The organism is Enterobacter cloacae complex sp. Mu1197 (assembly GCF_040059225.1).
Lineage (GTDB): Bacteria > Pseudomonadota > Gammaproteobacteria > Enterobacterales > Enterobacteriaceae > Enterobacter > Enterobacter quasiroggenkampii.
This window is the reverse complement of sequence record NZ_CP157375.1, coordinates 1,983,160-1,998,665: the sequence shown is the minus strand read 5'-3', so window position 1 is coordinate 1,998,665 and position 15,506 is coordinate 1,983,160. Positions and strand designations below refer to the sequence as shown.

The 15,506-nt window shown below is 55.7% G+C and carries 17 protein-coding genes and 2 tRNA genes; 11 read left to right on the top strand and 8 right to left on the bottom strand.

From position 1 onward, the window contains the following. Nucleotides 1–50 precede the first annotated feature (50 nt). Both punC and cfa read left to right on the top strand, forming a co-directional pair. The gene (gene punC, locus ABFV38_RS09500; protein WP_348959238.1) at nucleotides 51–1,250 is read left to right on the top strand and encodes a purine nucleoside transporter PunC; all 1,200 of its coding nucleotides are present in this window, start codon (nucleotides 51–53) and stop codon (nucleotides 1,248–1,250) included. A gap of 298 nt (nucleotides 1,251–1,548) precedes the next feature. Continuing rightward, the gene (gene cfa, locus ABFV38_RS09495) at nucleotides 1,549–2,697 is read left to right on the top strand and encodes a cyclopropane fatty acyl phospholipid synthase (protein WP_008500601.1); all 1,149 of its coding nucleotides are present in this window, start codon (nucleotides 1,549–1,551) and stop codon (nucleotides 2,695–2,697) included. A 32-nt stretch (nucleotides 2,698–2,729) separates the two neighbouring features. On the opposite strand, the gene ABFV38_RS09490 is transcribed toward cfa, so the two are convergent. Next, nucleotides 2,730–3,371 carry a riboflavin synthase gene (locus ABFV38_RS09490; protein WP_008500602.1) on the bottom strand — a complete coding sequence of 214 codons (642 nt, stop codon included), beginning with the start codon at nucleotides 3,369–3,371 and terminating at the stop codon, nucleotides 2,730–2,732. Nucleotides 3,372–3,596: 225 nt separating this feature from the next. Between ABFV38_RS09490 and mdtK the strand changes: the two genes are divergently transcribed. From mdtK to ABFV38_RS09470, 4 genes are all read left to right on the top strand, one after another. Then, nucleotides 3,597–4,970 carry an MdtK family multidrug efflux MATE transporter gene (gene mdtK, locus ABFV38_RS09485; protein ID WP_048222752.1) on the top strand — a complete coding sequence of 458 codons (1,374 nt, stop codon included), beginning with the start codon at nucleotides 3,597–3,599 and terminating at the stop codon, nucleotides 4,968–4,970. 153 nt (nucleotides 4,971–5,123) lie between these two features. After that, nucleotides 5,124–5,200 (top strand) — tRNA-Val (locus ABFV38_RS09480). A gap of 4 nt (nucleotides 5,201–5,204) precedes the next feature. Beyond that, nucleotides 5,205–5,281 (top strand) — tRNA-Val (locus tag ABFV38_RS09475). Nucleotides 5,282–5,400: 119 nt separating this feature from the next. Beyond that, nucleotides 5,401–6,996: an FAD-NAD(P)-binding protein gene (locus ABFV38_RS09470; protein ID WP_348959235.1), complete on the top strand. Its 1,596-nt coding sequence runs from the start codon at nucleotides 5,401–5,403 to the stop codon at nucleotides 6,994–6,996. Between the two features lie 28 nt (nucleotides 6,997–7,024). On the opposite strand, the gene ABFV38_RS09465 is transcribed toward ABFV38_RS09470, so the two are convergent. Both ABFV38_RS09465 and ABFV38_RS09460 read right to left on the bottom strand, forming a co-directional pair. Next, nucleotides 7,025–7,660 carry a carbonic anhydrase gene (locus tag ABFV38_RS09465; RefSeq protein WP_109844381.1) on the bottom strand — a complete coding sequence of 212 codons (636 nt, stop codon included), beginning with the start codon at nucleotides 7,658–7,660 and terminating at the stop codon, nucleotides 7,025–7,027. A 72-nt stretch (nucleotides 7,661–7,732) separates the two neighbouring features. Next, nucleotides 7,733–8,515, bottom strand: coding sequence for an MBL fold metallo-hydrolase (locus ABFV38_RS09460; protein WP_348959233.1), 783 nt, complete (start codon nucleotides 8,513–8,515; stop codon nucleotides 7,733–7,735). A gap of 125 nt (nucleotides 8,516–8,640) precedes the next feature. Here ABFV38_RS09460 and ABFV38_RS09455 point away from each other — a divergent pair, with 125 nt between their 5' ends. Further along, nucleotides 8,641–8,781 carry a hypothetical protein gene (locus tag ABFV38_RS09455; RefSeq protein ID WP_003857665.1) on the top strand — a complete coding sequence of 47 codons (141 nt, stop codon included), beginning with the start codon at nucleotides 8,641–8,643 and terminating at the stop codon, nucleotides 8,779–8,781. A 92-nt stretch (nucleotides 8,782–8,873) separates the two neighbouring features. Here ABFV38_RS09455 and ABFV38_RS09450 read toward each other — a convergent pair whose 3' ends face one another. Next, nucleotides 8,874–9,041: a hypothetical protein gene (locus ABFV38_RS09450; protein WP_032666818.1), complete on the bottom strand. Its 168-nt coding sequence runs from the start codon at nucleotides 9,039–9,041 to the stop codon at nucleotides 8,874–8,876. Between the two features lie 246 nt (nucleotides 9,042–9,287). Here ABFV38_RS09450 and ABFV38_RS09445 point away from each other — a divergent pair, with 246 nt between their 5' ends. From ABFV38_RS09445 to ABFV38_RS09430, 4 genes are read left to right on the top strand one after another with little or no spacing between them, the layout of a single operon-like run. Further along, nucleotides 9,288–10,118 carry an ABC transporter substrate-binding protein gene (locus ABFV38_RS09445; protein WP_080347292.1) on the top strand — a complete coding sequence of 277 codons (831 nt, stop codon included), beginning with the start codon at nucleotides 9,288–9,290 and terminating at the stop codon, nucleotides 10,116–10,118. Between the two features lie 2 nt (nucleotides 10,119–10,120). After that, nucleotides 10,121–10,936, top strand: coding sequence for an amino acid ABC transporter ATP-binding protein (locus ABFV38_RS09440; protein ID WP_048222746.1), 816 nt, complete (start codon nucleotides 10,121–10,123; stop codon nucleotides 10,934–10,936). After that, complete coding sequence (locus ABFV38_RS09435; protein ID WP_048030749.1) at nucleotides 10,936–11,712, top strand: amino acid ABC transporter permease; 777 nt, start codon at nucleotides 10,936–10,938, stop codon at nucleotides 11,710–11,712. The genes ABFV38_RS09440 and ABFV38_RS09435 overlap by 1 nt, the downstream gene beginning before the upstream one ends. Beyond that, nucleotides 11,696–12,382: an amino acid ABC transporter permease gene (locus ABFV38_RS09430; RefSeq protein WP_048030750.1), complete on the top strand. Its 687-nt coding sequence runs from the start codon at nucleotides 11,696–11,698 to the stop codon at nucleotides 12,380–12,382. The genes ABFV38_RS09435 and ABFV38_RS09430 overlap by 17 nt, the downstream gene beginning before the upstream one ends. On the opposite strand, the gene fumD is transcribed toward ABFV38_RS09430, so the two are convergent. From fumD to ABFV38_RS09410, 4 genes are all read right to left on the bottom strand, one after another. Continuing rightward, nucleotides 12,363–12,572, bottom strand: a complete 210-nt coding sequence (fumD, locus tag ABFV38_RS09425; RefSeq protein WP_023343959.1) for a fumarate hydratase FumD — start codon at nucleotides 12,570–12,572, stop codon at nucleotides 12,363–12,365. The genes ABFV38_RS09430 and fumD overlap by 20 nt on opposite strands. Before the next feature lie 110 nt (nucleotides 12,573–12,682). Next, the gene (locus ABFV38_RS09420) at nucleotides 12,683–13,495 is read right to left on the bottom strand and encodes a MetQ/NlpA family ABC transporter substrate-binding protein (RefSeq protein WP_008500616.1); all 813 of its coding nucleotides are present in this window, start codon (nucleotides 13,493–13,495) and stop codon (nucleotides 12,683–12,685) included. 23 nt (nucleotides 13,496–13,518) lie between these two features. After that, nucleotides 13,519–14,187: a methionine ABC transporter permease gene (locus ABFV38_RS09415; protein WP_235403345.1), complete on the bottom strand. Its 669-nt coding sequence runs from the start codon at nucleotides 14,185–14,187 to the stop codon at nucleotides 13,519–13,521. Next, nucleotides 14,180–15,202: an ATP-binding cassette domain-containing protein gene (locus ABFV38_RS09410; protein WP_045910313.1), complete on the bottom strand. Its 1,023-nt coding sequence runs from the start codon at nucleotides 15,200–15,202 to the stop codon at nucleotides 14,180–14,182. The genes ABFV38_RS09415 and ABFV38_RS09410 overlap by 8 nt, the downstream gene beginning before the upstream one ends. Between the last annotated feature and the right edge of the window lie 304 nt (nucleotides 15,203–15,506).

The following is a 15,506-nucleotide window of genomic DNA, read 5'->3' as shown; positions in this document are numbered from 1 at the left end:
TCCCTACACTCTGCGCCAACGTACACCTGCCTCCTCAGGAGAATAAGAGAATGCAACCCAGGAAAGGATTTTTAGTCTGGCTCAGCGGCTTAAGCGTGCTGGGCTTTTTGGCCACCGACATGTACCTGCCCGCGTTTGCTGCGATGCAGGAAGACCTGCAAACCCCTGCGGCGGCCATCAGCGCCAGCCTGAGCCTGTTCCTTGCCGGTTTTGCTTTCGCGCAGCTCCTGTGGGGACCGCTCTCGGATCGCTTTGGCCGTAAACCGGTACTGCTGCTGGGTCTGGCCATTTTTGCCGTGGGCTGTCTGGGGATGCTGTGGGTGCGCGATGCTACCTGGCTACTGGTGCTGCGCTTTATTCAGGCCGTGGGCGTCTGTGCTGCGGCGGTGACCTGGCAGGCGCTGGTGACCGACTACTATCCGGCTAACCGCACAAACCGTATTTTCGCCACTATTATGCCGCTGGTGGGTCTTTCCCCTGCCCTGGCTCCGCTGCTGGGCAGCTGGATCCTCGCGCACTTTGACTGGCAGGCCATTTTTGCCACGCTGTTTGCCATCACGCTGGTGCTGATGCTGCCGGCGTTTGCCCTTGAGCCCGCGCATAAAAAAGAGGCGCATGCCGACGCGAAGCCGATTACCTTCACCTCCCTGCTGAGCGCCAAAGCGTATCGCGGGAATGTCCTGATTTATGCCGCCTGTTCGGCCAGCTTCTTCGCGTGGCTCACCGGCTCGCCGTTTATTCTGCACGATATGGGCTACAGCCCGGCGGCCATCGGTCTGAGCTATGTTCCGCAGACCATCGCGTTCCTGGTGGGCGGGTACGGCTGCCGCGCGGCGCTGCAAAAATGGGAAGGTCAGCAGATGCTGCCATGGCTGCTGGTGCTCTATGCGCTGAGCGTCATCGGTACCTGGGCCGTCGGGTTTATTCCGGGCGCGGGCCTGGCTGAAATTTTGATTCCCTTCTGCGTGATGGCCGTGGCGAACGGGGCGATTTACCCGATCGTGGTGGCACAGGCGTTACGTCCGTTCCCGCAGGCGACAGGCCGCGCCGCCGCGCTGCAAAATACACTGCAGCTGGGTCTGTGCTTCCTGGCAAGCCTGGTGGTCTCGGCGCTGATTGCGACGCCGCTGTTAACCACCACCAGCGTGATGCTGGTCACCGTTGCGCTGGCGGTATTGGGTTACCGCATGCAGGCTTCCGCGCAGCGTGAGCAGGATAGCGGTGCGCAGGTGGAAACCTCGCATGCCTGATTGCGCCAGAAATCATGTTACATTTCAGTGATTAGGTTGCTAACAATTTTCTATTGAATCACCAAATTTTGAGGCCTATACTAAATTTGGTTCGATTAAATACGATAAATATTAAGTGTTAACGGGAGCCGGAGTGCTCCCGTTTTACCATGGAAGGCATTTCGGCAAGGGTTATCTCCCTTCCTCTGTTCTACGTCGGATACTAGCCTCGCGGTATTTACCGTGAGATTTCTCACAAACCAAAAAAAGCGTCTACGCTGTTTGAAGGTTCTGATCACATCAGGGTGATGGAGAAGCTATGAGTTCATCGTGTATAGAAGAAGTCAGCGTTCCGGACGACAACTGGTCCCGGATCGTCAGTGAACTGTTAGGTCGAGCAGGCATCACTATCAACGGATCTTCGCCATCCGATCCCCAGGTTAAACATCCCGACTTTTTTAAACGCGTGTTGCGGGAAGGGTCGCTAGGCCTGGGAGAAAGTTATATGGATGGCTGGTGGGAATGTGAACGGCTGGATATCTTTTTTGCCAGCGTGTTGCGTGCCGGTCTGGAAAATCAACTCCCCCGCAATCTGAAAGACACCCTGCGTGTCGCCTCTGCCCGACTGTTTAACTTGCAAAGTAAAAAACGCGCATGGATCGTCGGCAAAGAGCATTACGATCTCGGCAATGACCTGTTCAGCCGCATGCTGGACCCTTTCATGCAATACTCCTGCGCCTACTGGAAAGACGCGTCGACGCTTGAGGAAGCACAGCAGGCCAAGCTGCGTCTGATCAGTGAAAAGCTGCAGCTACAGCCCGGCATGCGCGTGCTGGATATCGGCTGCGGCTGGGGCGGGCTGGCGTATTTTATGGCGAAGCACTATGGCGTCAGCGTGGTCGGCGTGACGATCTCAGCGGAACAGCAAAAAATGGCGCGGGAGCGTTGCCAGGGTCTCGATGTGGATATCCGGCTGCAGGACTACCGTGACCTGAACGAGCAGTTCGACCGGATCGTTTCCGTCGGCATGTTCGAGCACGTGGGGCCAAAAAACTACGATACCTACTTTGAGGTGGTGGATCGTAATCTGAAACCGGACGGGCTCTTCCTGCTGCACACCATCGGCTCTAAACGGACCGACAATAACGTTGACCCGTGGATCAATAAATACATCTTTCCGAATGGCTGTTTACCATCCGTTCGCCAGATCGCCAACGCCAGTGAATCCCATTTCGTGATGGAAGACTGGCATAACTTTGGCGCGGACTACGACACCACCTTAATGGCGTGGCATGAACGTTTCCAGAAAGCCTGGCCCGAGATTGCGGACAACTATTCAGAACGATTCAAACGGATGTTTAGCTATTATCTGAATGCCTGCGCGGGGGCGTTTCGCGCACGGGATATTCAGCTCTGGCAGGTGGTATTCAGCCGGGGGATTGAACACGGACTGCGTGTCGCACGCTAAAAAAATAACCCCGGCTATCCGGGGTTATTTTTTTATTCTTCTTCTGCGGTCTTTATTATTGCGGCTTCTTTAGCTGCCAGCACGCGTTCAACCGTATCCACCACCGCCTGGGTTTGCGGATCGATTTCGATATTCACGCGATGCCCCAGTTTTTTGGCGCCCAGCGTGGTGCGCTGCAGCGTTTCAGGAATTAAATGCACGCAAAAACGCGTTGGCGTCACTTCTCCCACGGTCAGGCTAATCCCGTCAATGCCAATAAATCCTTTATAGAGGATGTATTTCATTAATGACGGATCCTGCATTTTAAACCAGATTTGACGGTTATTTTCCGAGGTCACGATTTTCGCCACTTCGGCAGTGGTCATGATGTGCCCCGACATCAAATGGCCGCCAATCTCATCGCTGAACTTCGCCGCGCGCTCAACGTTGACGGTATCGCCTACCACCAGCTCGCCCAGGTTAGTGATCCGCAGCGTCTCTTTCATTAAATCAAAGCTAATCTGGTTGCCGTTAATTTCGGTCACGGTCAGGCAGCAGCCGTTATGGGCAATCGAGGCGCCGGTTTCGATACCCTCAAGCATATATTCCGGCAGCTCAACAACATGAGTACGGAAATTAGGTTTTTCATCAATGGACACCACTTTGGCAGTGCCCTGCACAATACCAGTAAACATGCTTACAACTCCTGTTTTTTCCGAACGGTGATGACACCGTTTAATCCCTCCACAATAACAGTTGGAAAAACAGGTTGCCAGCGGAGCGCATTTTCTGGCGATTTTTTCACTAGATAAATAGCTAAAGCCCGCTACAATAGCTGGCACCCCCCTGCATTTTCTTCTTGCTGCCCGTTTCGGCGGCTTTTTTAGTCTCTCAAATAACTACAAAATAAAGGTGTTCACGTGCAGAAGTACATGAATGAAGCGCGCCAGTTATTGGCACTGGCTATACCAGTGATCGTCGCGCAAGTGGCCCAGACCGCAATGGGATTTGTGGATACGGTAATGGCAGGTGGCTACAGCGCCACCGACATGGCGGCCGTGGCTATCGGCACGTCAATCTGGCTTCCGGCCATCCTGTTCGGCCACGGTCTGCTGCTCGCGCTCACGCCTGTTATCGCTCAGCTCAATGGCTCGGGCCGTCGCGAGCGCATCGCCCATCAGGTTCGCCAGGGTTTCTGGCTGGCAGGGTTTGTCTCCGTGCTGATCATGGTGGTGCTCTGGAACGCGGGCCATATCATTCGCGCTATGCATAATATTGACCCGGCGCTAGCGGACAAAGCCGTGGGCTATCTGCGCGCGCTGCTCTGGGGCGCGCCGGGCTATCTCTTTTTCCAGGTGGCGCGTAACCAGTGTGAAGGCCTGGCGAAAACCAAGCCCGGCATGGTGATGGGTTTTATCGGGCTGCTGGTCAACATCCCGGTTAACTATGTCTTTATTTACGGTCATTTCGGGATGCCGGAGCTGGGCGGCGTCGGCTGCGGCGTGGCAACGGCAGCCGTTTACTGGGTCATGTTCTTCTCGATGCTTACTTTCGTGAAGCGCGCCCGCTCCATGCGCGATATTCGTAACGAGAACAGATTCAGCACGCCGGACTGGAGCATCATGACGCGTCTGGTGCAGCTAGGGCTGCCGATTGCCCTTGCGTTGTTCTTTGAGGTGACCCTGTTTGCCGTGGTCGCCCTGCTGGTCTCCCCGCTGGGCATTGTGGACGTCGCCGGGCACCAGATTGCGCTGAACTTCAGCTCCCTGATGTTTGTCCTGCCGATGTCGCTGGCCGCGGCAGTGACGATCCGCGTGGGCTTCCGCCTGGGGCAAGGCTCGACGCTCGACGCGCAAACCGCCGCGCGCACCGGGCTGGGCGTCGGCGTCTGCATGGCCATTTGCACGGCGCTTTTTACCGTGGCGCTGCGCGAGCAGATTGCCCTGCTCTATAACGATAACCCGGAGGTCGTCGCGCTGGCATCGCACCTGATGCTGCTGGCCGCGATTTACCAGATTTCGGACTCCATTCAGGTGATTGGCAGCGGCGTGCTGCGCGGCTATAAAGACACGCGCTCCATTTTCTTTATCACCTTCATCGCCTACTGGGTGCTGGGTCTGCCGTGTGGGTATATTCTGGCCCTGACCGACCTGGTGGTGGACCGCATGGGACCGGCGGGGTTCTGGATGGGCTTTATCATCGGCCTGACGTCGGCGGCGATTATGATGATGATGCGCATGCGCTTCCTGCAGCGCCAGCCATCCACGATCATTTTGCAACGCGCTGCACGTTAAATACGCAGTAGCCGCCACCCGGCGGCTACTTTCTCTTCACTTTGCGCGGTAATACAGCAATCGCGTGAAATCAGAGAGAAAATTGCATTTTCCCTCTTGCCACCTCGGTGCTGTGCCGCTAATATTCGTCCCCGTTGTCACCGACAACACGTTGCGTTCATAGCTCAGTTGGTTAGAGCACCACCTTGACATGGTGGGGGTCGTTGGTTCGAGTCCAATTGAACGCACCATTCTGCGTCCGTAGCTCAGTTGGTTAGAGCACCACCTTGACATGGTGGGGGTCGGTGGTTCGAGTCCACTCGGACGCACCATTTCAGTCCTGAAATGGTGCAAATTCTCCTCTGATAGCCTGAATTTTCTTAATCCTTTATTTTCATCATTATTCTCCTGCTACGCTTTTCCTATGGAAAAAAACACAGGAAACGTGTCGATGAAGAAGATCGCGATTATCGGCTCCGGCCCCACAGGGATTTACACCTTTTATCACCTGCTTCAAAACAGCACGCCGCTCTCCGTTTCCGTCTTTGAACAGGCCGATGAAGCCGGCGTGGGCATGCCCTATAACGACGACGATAATTCCCGGCTGATGCTGGCGAACATTGCGAGCATTGAAATCCCGCCCATTTTTATGACCTACCTCGACTGGCTTAAGGAACAGAGCGACGCCCATCTGGCACGCTTTAAGGTGGATAAAGCCAGCCTGCATGACCGACAGTTCCTGCCCAGGCTCCTGTTGGGAGAGTACTTTCGCGACAGCTTTCGTTCAATCGTAAAAGAGGCGAAAAAGCTGGGGTTCGAGGTTAAAGTCCATGAATCCGCGAAGGTCACCGACATCATCCCTTCGACAACCGGCGTGACGATTTCGGTCAACGACCGCACCTTACCGGATCAATTCGACCTGACGGTTATTGCCACCGGCCACGTCTGGCCAGAGGAGGATGAAGCCACGCGCACGTTCTTCCCAAGCCCGTGGTCCGGTCTGATGGACGCCCGCATTCCCCCTTGCCGAGTGGGCATTATGGGCACCTCGTTGAGCGGCCTGGACGCGGCTATGGCGGTGGTGATGCAGCACGGTGCGTTTCGTGACGGTAAATTCATCCTCGACAACGGCAGCGAAGGGTTACACATTACGCTGATGTCCCGGACGGGCATTCTGCCGGAAGCCGATTTTTACTGCCCTATTCCTTACGAGCCGCTGTCGGTATTGACCGAATTCGTGGTGGAAAGCGAGATCGCCAAAGGACCGGATGGCCTGCTTGACCGCATTTTTGCCCTGATGGTCAAAGAGCTTCAGCTTGCCGATCCGGCGTGGTGCGAGAAGATGTCTCTGCATACGCTGAATGCGGACACTGTTCGTGAGGCCTGGTTTGAGGATCGTCAACGCCACGGCCCCTTTACCTGGGCGGAAGAGAATCTCAACGAGGTTGAACGCAACAAACGGGAACGCCGTACCGTGGCCTGGCGCTATACCGTGCTGCGGCTGCATGAGGTCGTTCAGGAGATCGTTCCCCATCTCAGCGAGCAGGACAGAAAACGCTTTAAGCAGGGGCTGGCTCGGGTATTTATCGACAACTATGCCGCCATTCCTCCGCAGTCTATCCGCAGGCTGCTCGCACTTCGCGAAGCCGGCATCATCAGCGTGGCCGCACTCGATGACGACTACACGCTCGACGTTGGCAGCGATCGAACGGTGATAACCACAAAAGAGACCGTCTATCGTTTCGACGTATTTATTGACGCACGCGGACAAAAGCCGCTCAAAACGAAAGATCTGCCCTTCCCGACGCTGCGAAAACAGCTGGAAGCGACCGGCGATGAGATACCCGATATCGGCGAGGATTACACCTTAAAAGCGCCTGACACCGTTCGCGGGCGCATCGCCTTCGGTGCGATACCGTGGCTGATGCACGATCGTCCCTTCGTTCAGGGGCTGGTGGAGTGTGCAGAGATTGCAGAGGCGATGGCGAAAGCGGCGGAAAAAACCGCGTCACGCGTGCGGCGGAGATTACCCTATTTTGAAAACTGACAGGGCATCCGTGCCCTGCTGTTGCGGATTACTCGAAGAAGACTTCCGGGTTTTCCGACAGCGAGACGAAGCTTTTCGTCGCTTTATCCAGCGCGAGGATTTCGCCGCTTTCAATGTCGTACACCCAGCCGTGCAGTCGGATGGAGTTATTACGCAGGCCCACCGCGACGGACGGATGGGTCTTGATGTTGCTCAGTTGCGCAAAGACGTTTTCCTGCACCATCGCGTTAACTTTATCGATCGGCTTATCCCAGGTTTTCTTCTCTACCACGGCTTTTGCCGCGTCGGAATAGCGCAGCCAGTGTGACACGGCAGGCATCGGCTCCAGGTTCGCGTTATCGGCAATCGCCTTCATCGCGCCGCAGTTGGAGTGACCGCAAATCACGATATCCGTGACGCCCAGCGCCACGACGGCGTATTCGATGGTAGCGGACACACCGCCTGGCTCCGGTCCGAACGGCGGCACAATGTTGCCAGCATTACGAATGACAAAGAGTTGTCCTGGCTCTTGCTGGGTGACCAGTTCCGGGACCAGACGGCTGTCGGAGCATGAGATGAACAGCGCTTTGGGATTCTGGCTGGACGCTAAACTGCGGAAGAGTTCTTTACGTTGCGGGAAAATCTCTTTTTGAAAGCTGAGAAAACCTTCAATGATATGTTGCATAGCAATGTCTCTTTTATCTGTTTTAGTTTAGGTATGATCGAGATCACACTCGTAAAGTTTACCCATCGTGGTTTACTTCAGACAAGCAATATATTTCTGGCCCGACCGCTGCACAATTTCGTCCGCGTTAGCGAGGATGTTCTGCCCTTCGAACGCGCCATACAGACGTTCAAACGTTCTGCCTTCCAGATGACTCACGACGGACGCCACGGTGCGGGCAGGCAGCGGAAGATAGTTCGGGTAGCTCCACATAAACGAGACGGCGTCTTTACCCGGCGTGACCTGCAGAATATCGCCCACCAGCAGCACCCCGTCCCCCTCCTGCCAGTGCAGCACCGTTCCCCCGGCAAAATGCCCGCCCAGACGCAGCAGGGTAACAGACGGGAAAATCTCCAGCGCATCGCCTTCCCAGAAATGAATGGCTGGGCTGTCGCGCATCACCCACTCTCTGTCGCTGGCGTGCAGGTACACCGGCGCGTCAAACGCCGCAGCCCACTCCTGCATCGTGGTGTAATAGTGCGGATGTGAAATCGCAATCGCGCTGATGCCGCCAAGGGCGTTAATAAGCGTTTTGGTTGCCGGGTCAATGTTGGCGATACAGTCCCAGAGAATGTTGCCGTGCGGCGTTTGCAGAAGCAGCGCCCGCTGGTTGATAGCAAACGCCGGAACCGTTTTGATACCGAACAATCGCGGCTCCAGCTGCTGCCATTTGTTGCTGTGCGTCGCGTTGACGGTATCGAGATCGGTCCACACCTGCCCCGTGATGGGCACATACTGGCGTTCATCCTCACAAATTGGGCATCTGTCCGGCTGCGTGTCGTAGGCGGTTCCACAGGTTTTACAGAGTGTAATCATGTGCTCTCCTCAGCGATAAAGCACTGAGTATGGCAGGGATTATCCTTATGTGCTGCGAGGTACATTGCTGGCTTTTTTTGCCCTATACTGTGCCAGTATCGAAAACTGAACAGAGCAGGTGCAACATGGAAATTGATCTCGATAACTTAGTGTTTAACGGTCTGGATGAAGCAGAAGAGCGTAATGCAGAACGTCTGGACGACGCGGATAAAAAAGCGCAGGCGATTGTCGCCGACGACGACTGCGGCGACGCCTGCAAGATCTAATAAAAAAGCACCGGGAAACCGGTGCTTTTTTATTTCACTCGTTAAACGTCACGCACACTTCGTTCCAGTACGTTTCGCGCGTGCGGCGCAGTTCAGCGTGGCGTTTTATCATGGAACCACTCCGGGTCAATGTTGGCAACGTCTACGCCATACAGGCTGGCGACAGGCAGTATCGACTCAAGAACACGTTGCGCGCTGTTCTCCGCATTCGCTGGCCGGGCCGCAAAAAACCGCCGTAACGTGCTGATCCATTTTTTCATCGTCTTACCCTCTCTCGCCGTATCTGCCTTCAGTTAAGCACCCCAATCCCGTGCAGGGGAAATACCAAAATCCACTGTCGATGTGCAGGATCTGCAAATAGCACCCTCGTCCTTTTCACTCTTCATTAACACCTTGTTCACTAATGCTTTTTTGCTCATAGCAAAGAACGATTTCTTATTTGGCGATAGCTTTCCCTTATGGGAGCGTAACGGGGTAAAACAAAAACAACGGGATGGCGTATGACTATGGCAGCAAAAATGAAAGGGTTTAAAAAACGGACGCTGGCTCTGGGCGTAGTGGCAGCCTGGGGCCTGTTTTCAGCGCAGGCGCAGGCCGATCAGCTGGCGGATATCAAGGCAGCAGGGGTGGTGAAAGTGGCCACGTTTGATGCCAACCCGCCGTTTGGCTCGATTGATGCCAAAACGCATGAGATCGTGGGTTACGACGTAGACTTCGCCAAAGCGCTGGCAAAATCGCTCGGCGTGAAGCTTGAACTGGTTGCCACCAATCCGGCCAACCGCATTCCGCTGCTGCAGTCCGGCAAAGCCGACCTGATCGTGGCGGATATTACTATCACCCCGGAACGCGCACAGGTCATTGATTTCTCGACGCCTTACTTCGTCACTGGCCAGCAGTTCCTGGTTCCGGCGAAATCACCGGACAAGCTCGATGACTATAGCCGGGCGCGCATTGGTGCAGTCAAAGGCACAACGGGCGAGCAGGCGCTGCACCAGCGTTTCCCGCAGTCCCGCGTCCTCTCTTATGACGACATTCCCCTGGCGCTGACCGCACTGCGCAACGGCAACGTACAGGCCATCACTCAGGACAGCACCATTCTGGCCGGTCTGCTGGCGCAGGCGCCGGACAAAGCCAACTTCAAAATCCTGCCCGACCTGCTCAGTAAAGAAGAGATCGGCGTGGGGGTGAAGAAAGGTGAAACGGCACTGCTGAAAGCCGTCAACGACGAGCTGGTTAATCTCGAGAAGACCGGTCAGGCGGCAAAAATCTATGATGTCTGGTTTGGTCCTGGCACCCCTGCTCCACAGCCTCGCGGCTTTAAAATAGAAGCCAGGTAATTATGCTCTCAGGTTTATTTTCACACTCCGCGGCCGGTGCCGCGGATTTTTCACATCTGGAACAGGCCAGCGTCGAGTTTCGTCATGTGGACAAACGCTACGGTGACCATCAGGTTTTGAACGACATCAACCTCACCATCACGCCCGGTGAAGTGGTTGCTATCCTCGGCCCGTCGGGTTCCGGTAAATCCACCCTGATTCGTCTTATCAACCAGCTTGAACCCCTGAGCGGCGGAGAGATCCTGGTCGACAACAAGCCTACCGGAAAGCTCTCCGGTAGCGGGTTGCGCCAGCTGCGAAGCCGCGTGGGGTTTGTATTCCAGCAGTTCAATCTTTATGCCCATCTCACCGCCAGCCAGAACATCACCCTGGCACTGGAGCACGTTCACGGCTGGAAGCCACAGCCAGCCCAGGCGCGCGCGCTGGCCCTGCTGGAGAAAGTGGGGATGCTGGAAAAGGCCCACCATTTCCCGGCAGAGCTATCCGGCGGACAGCAGCAGCGCGTGGCGATAGCCCGCGCCCTCGCCTCTTCACCGCAAATCATTCTGTTCGATGAACCCACCTCCGCGCTGGATCCGGAGATGATTGGTGAAGTGCTGTTCGTGATGAAAGCCCTCGCCCACAGCGGGATCACGATGATCGTAGTGACCCATGAGATGCAGTTTGCCCGGGAAATCGCCGACCGGATTGTCTTTATCGACGGCGGGCAAATTCTGGAAACCGCGCCGCCAGCGCAGTTTTTCAGCCAGCCAGCGCATCCGCGCGCGCAGCGTTTCCTGCAAAAGGTGCTGGATCCGCTGCATCAGGAGCATCTGTAATGCCCGCGCTCGACTGGCAGGGGGTACTGACCGGACAGCCTCTGCAGTGGATACTTTCCGGATTTCTCACCACCTTGTGGGTGACGCTGGCGGGGATCGCGCTGGCCAGCCTGCTCGCACTGCTCTTTATGCTCCTGCGCCTGTCCGGTGGACGCGTCGGGAAAGCGATCGTCAGCGGCTGGGTATCGCTGTTTCGCAATACGCCGCTGCTGGTGCAGCTGCTGTTCTGGTATTTTGCCGCCTGGAACGGGCTGCCGCAGGCGTTTCGCGACGTGGTCAACGCCGATCACAGCTGGTCCATTCTGCCCGGCGACGTCTGGTGGTTTACGCCCGAATTTTTATGCTCTGCCTGGGGGCTGGGCGTTTTTACCTCGGCGTTTTTAATCGAAGAAGTGGAAGCCGGGTTGCGTTCTGTGCCAGTCGGGCAACGGGAGGCGGCGCTGGCCCAGGGATTCTCAGCATGGCGCGTGTTTCGCTACATCCTGCTGCCGCAGGGGCTGGCTAACGCCTGGCAGCCCGTTGTGGGCCAGTATCTCAACCTGATGAAGCTCTCCTCACTCGCCAGCGGGATAGGCTTCGCCGAGCTCACCTACCAGGTCAGGCAGATCGAAAGCTTTAACGCGCACGCGCTGGAGGCATTTACCCTCGGTACTGCACTCTATCTGCTGACCGGTCTGGTCATGGGAATGGTGTTGGTCCGCCTTGGGCCGCAGGCGAAACGTAAACGCCCGATCGTCGCCACCACAGGGAGTGAAAAACATGATTGCCGGACTTAATGTCATCACCGATAACCTCGATTATCTGCTGTGGGGACGCGCGGCAGCCGGTGAACCGGGAGGCGTACTGCTTTCGTTAATGATGGCAGCAGGCGCTGCGGTTATCGCTCTGCCCGGAGGGATACTGCTCGCGTGCCTGGCCTGGCGCTTTACCGGGCTCGTGCGAAAAGTCCTCTTTTTATGGGCAGAGCTGATTCGCGGGATCCCGCTCATCTTCGTGATTTTCTGGATGTGGTATCTCCTGCCGCTCATGACCGGGGGCGATCTACCCGGGGCGCTGACCGTCACGCTGGCGCTGGCCTGGTTTACGGCGGCCACCGTGATGCACTCGGTGCTGGCCGGGCTGAGCGCGCTGCCGACCGGGCAGTTCGAAGCCGCGCTGTCACAGGGATTCAGCACGCAGCAAACCCTGTGGCGCGTGCTGCTGCCGCAGGCGCTGAGGAATATTCTGCCGTCGCTGGTGGGGATTTTTATCAGCCTGCTGAAGGATACGTCGCTGGCGTTTATCGTGAACGTCCCGGAGCTGACCACGGTGGCGGGACAGGTCAACAACCGGGTGCAAATCTATCCGGCGGCCATTTTTATCTTTACGGGCGTGGTCTACTACCTGCTCTGCTGCTCGCTCGAGCAGCTTGCGAAACGCTGGCGCCTTACCCGGCCAGCGCTTTAACCACCGTTTCCATTGCCTCGGTTGTCAATGCACTGCGTTTCACGCGCTGGTTCGCCAGCGCGGTACGCAGTACCCCGGCAATGACAATATGCTTTGGCTCCTGCCCTAAATCACGCATCTCAAGCACGACCTTCCCGACCACCCGGCACATCTCCTGATACAGCGCTTCATCTTTGGTCACGTTACCCATCGTCATCACTCCATTGCCTGTTAAACGTTGAGCTTAAATGATTCTCCTGCCGGATACAAAAAAGAAGCCCGGCGAGGAACTCGCCGGGCTTCATCTGTAAAATCAGCTAATTAGTTGTTTACTGGAATGACCGCGCCTTTGTACTTGGTGCGGATCCAGTCCTGAATCTCTTTCGAGTGCAGCACGTTCACCAGCGCGACGATGTCTTTCTTCTTCTCGTCACCGCGATGCACGGTGATGATGTTGGCATACGGGTTGTTTTCACCGCTCTCAACCGCAATCGGGTCGTGAACCGGATCCAGACCGGCGTCAATCGCGTAGTTGGCGTTAATCACCACCGCATCGCCTTCGTTGTTGTTGTACATCTGCGGCAGCAGAGACGCTTCAACGTTAGGCGTGAACTTCAGCTTTTTCGGGTTCTCGACGATGTCGCTGATGCGCGCGGTCACTTTATCGATGCCCGGCTTCAGCTTGATCACGCCCTCTTTCTCGAAGATGGAAAGAATACGACCCTCTTCAGAAACCGCGTCACGCATGATGATCTTGCCACCTTCCGGCAGATCTTTCAGCGACTTGTATTTTTTGGAGTAGATGCCGATTGGCTCAATGTGGATCGCGCCCGCACTGACAAAATCGTAGTCCTTATCGCCCGCATGATCTTTCAGCACGCTGTTCAGGTAAGGAATGTGCTGGAAATAGTTCGCATCGATGTCATGACCTGCCAGCGCGGTGTTCGGCAGAATGTAGTCCTGGAACGGTTTAATCTCCAGGTCGATACCCTGCTTCGCCAGAATCGGCTTTGCCTGCTCCAGAATTTCGGCGTGCGGCGTATTGGATGCGCCCACGGTCAGGGTGTCGGCCCAGGAGGCGAAGCTCAGGGCACTCAGGGTTGCAGCGGCGATCAGTGTCAGTGTCTTTTTCATGATGTGGTTCCTGTGTGTATTTATTAGCGTTTATCTAACAGTGAAGTAATGACATCGCCGCAGAACTGGATAATGAAAACGATGATCAGAATGGTCACCGTTGCCACCAGCGTGACGTCACCATGGTTGCGCTGGAATCCTTCCAGATAAGCCAGATTTCCCAAACCACCGGCGCCAATCACCCCCGCCATTGCGCTGTAGCTCACCAGCGCAATCAGCGTTACCGTAATACCCGATACCAGTGCAGGTGATGATTCCGGCAGTAAAACCCGAAACACGAGCGTGCTCAGTCGTGCGCCCATCGAGCGCGTCGCTTCAATCACGCCTTTATCCACTTCACGCAGGGCGATCTCCACCAGGCGTGCGTAGAATGGTGCGGCACCCACAATCAGGGCCGGCAGCGCCGCGTTGGCACCAAGAATGGTGCCGACAACGGTCTTGGTGAACGGGATCAGCAGCACAATCAAAATGATGAACGGAATCGAGCGGAACACGTTCACCACAATCGAAATGACGCTATACACCGTGCGGTTGTGGAACAATCCGCCGCGCGCGGTTAAAAACAGCGCCAGACCCAGCACGATGCCCAGCACAAAGGTCGCTATGCCGGAAAGCGCGGTCATGTACAGCGTCTCCAGCGTCGCCGCCCAGAGCTGATCCCACTTGAGATGCGGAAAGAGATTCTCAGCCATGTTTAATCACCTCGCCTTCAATATCGCTGTGCTGCAGGTCGGCGAGGATATTGTTCAGTTGTTCATCAGATGCCACGACGTGCACCCAGAGTTGACCAAACACGCCGTGAGCGGTTTGGGTCATTTTTCCGTGCAGGATGTTAAACGGCAGGCCGTAGCGCAGCGTCAGTTCGCCCACAATCGGTTTGTGCGTGCTGTGCCCGGTAAAGGTCAGCCTGATAACCGTGCCTTCCAGATCGTTTGCCAGTTCGGTATTGAAGGTTTCTTCTTCAGCGTACTGGCTCACCTGACGAACAAACTGCTGCGTAATCGGCTGCTGCGGATGGGTAAAGACGCTCAACACGTCTCCCTCTTCCACCACTTTACCGTTCTCCATCACCGCCACGCGGTCGCAGATTTTGCGCACCACGTGCATCTCGTGCGTGATCAGCACGATGGTCAGCTTGAACCGACGGTTAATATCCAGCAGCAGATCGAGGATCTGATCGGTGGTCTGCGGGTCAAGCGCGGAGGTGGCTTCATCGCAGAGCAGCACATCCGGGCGATTAGCCAGCGCACGCGCAATGCCCACGCGCTGCTTTTGCCCACCGCTCAGCTGTGACGGATAAGCATGCTCGCGACCTTTCAGGCCAACGAGTTCAATAAGCTCGGCCACGCGGGCCTTAATTTCGGCTTTCGGTACGCCAGCAATTTGCATCGAGAACGCAATATTCTCGCTGACCGTGCGCGACCACAGCAGGTTGAAGTGCTGAAACACCATGCTGATCTTCAGACGCGCCTGGCGCAGTGCTTCACCTTTTGCGGCAGAAATGTTCTGCCCGTTGATGGTTACGCTGCCGCTGCTCGGTTTTTCCAGACCATTCAGCAGGCGGATAAGCGTACTTTTACCTGCGCCGCTGTAACCAATGATTCCGTATATTTGTCCCTGTGCTATCGTCAAATTGACATTATCAACGGCTGTGAGTGCCACCTTTCCGTTATCAAAAACCTTCGAAATATTGCTCAGTACAATCATTCTTATTCGTTATCCGTGCCGCCCGTGGCGGTTTAGCAGTATGGATGTCCAAACGATAGTAAACAGGCGTTATCAGCTTTTAAATGAACAAAAAAGAATGTGTTATAACTTTCGGCAATAAACAGCGGATTTACCGGGTGGGAAGCATTTAGACCAATTTCAGCAATGATTATCTGCCGGATGCATATCTGCTGGCGGACGGGCGCAAAAAACGCTCATTTTTGCAGCATTTTATCCCGATATAGCCATCCTCACATCCAGACAACTTTACGTCTTGCTGTCCTGCCATCCAGAAATAGCATTT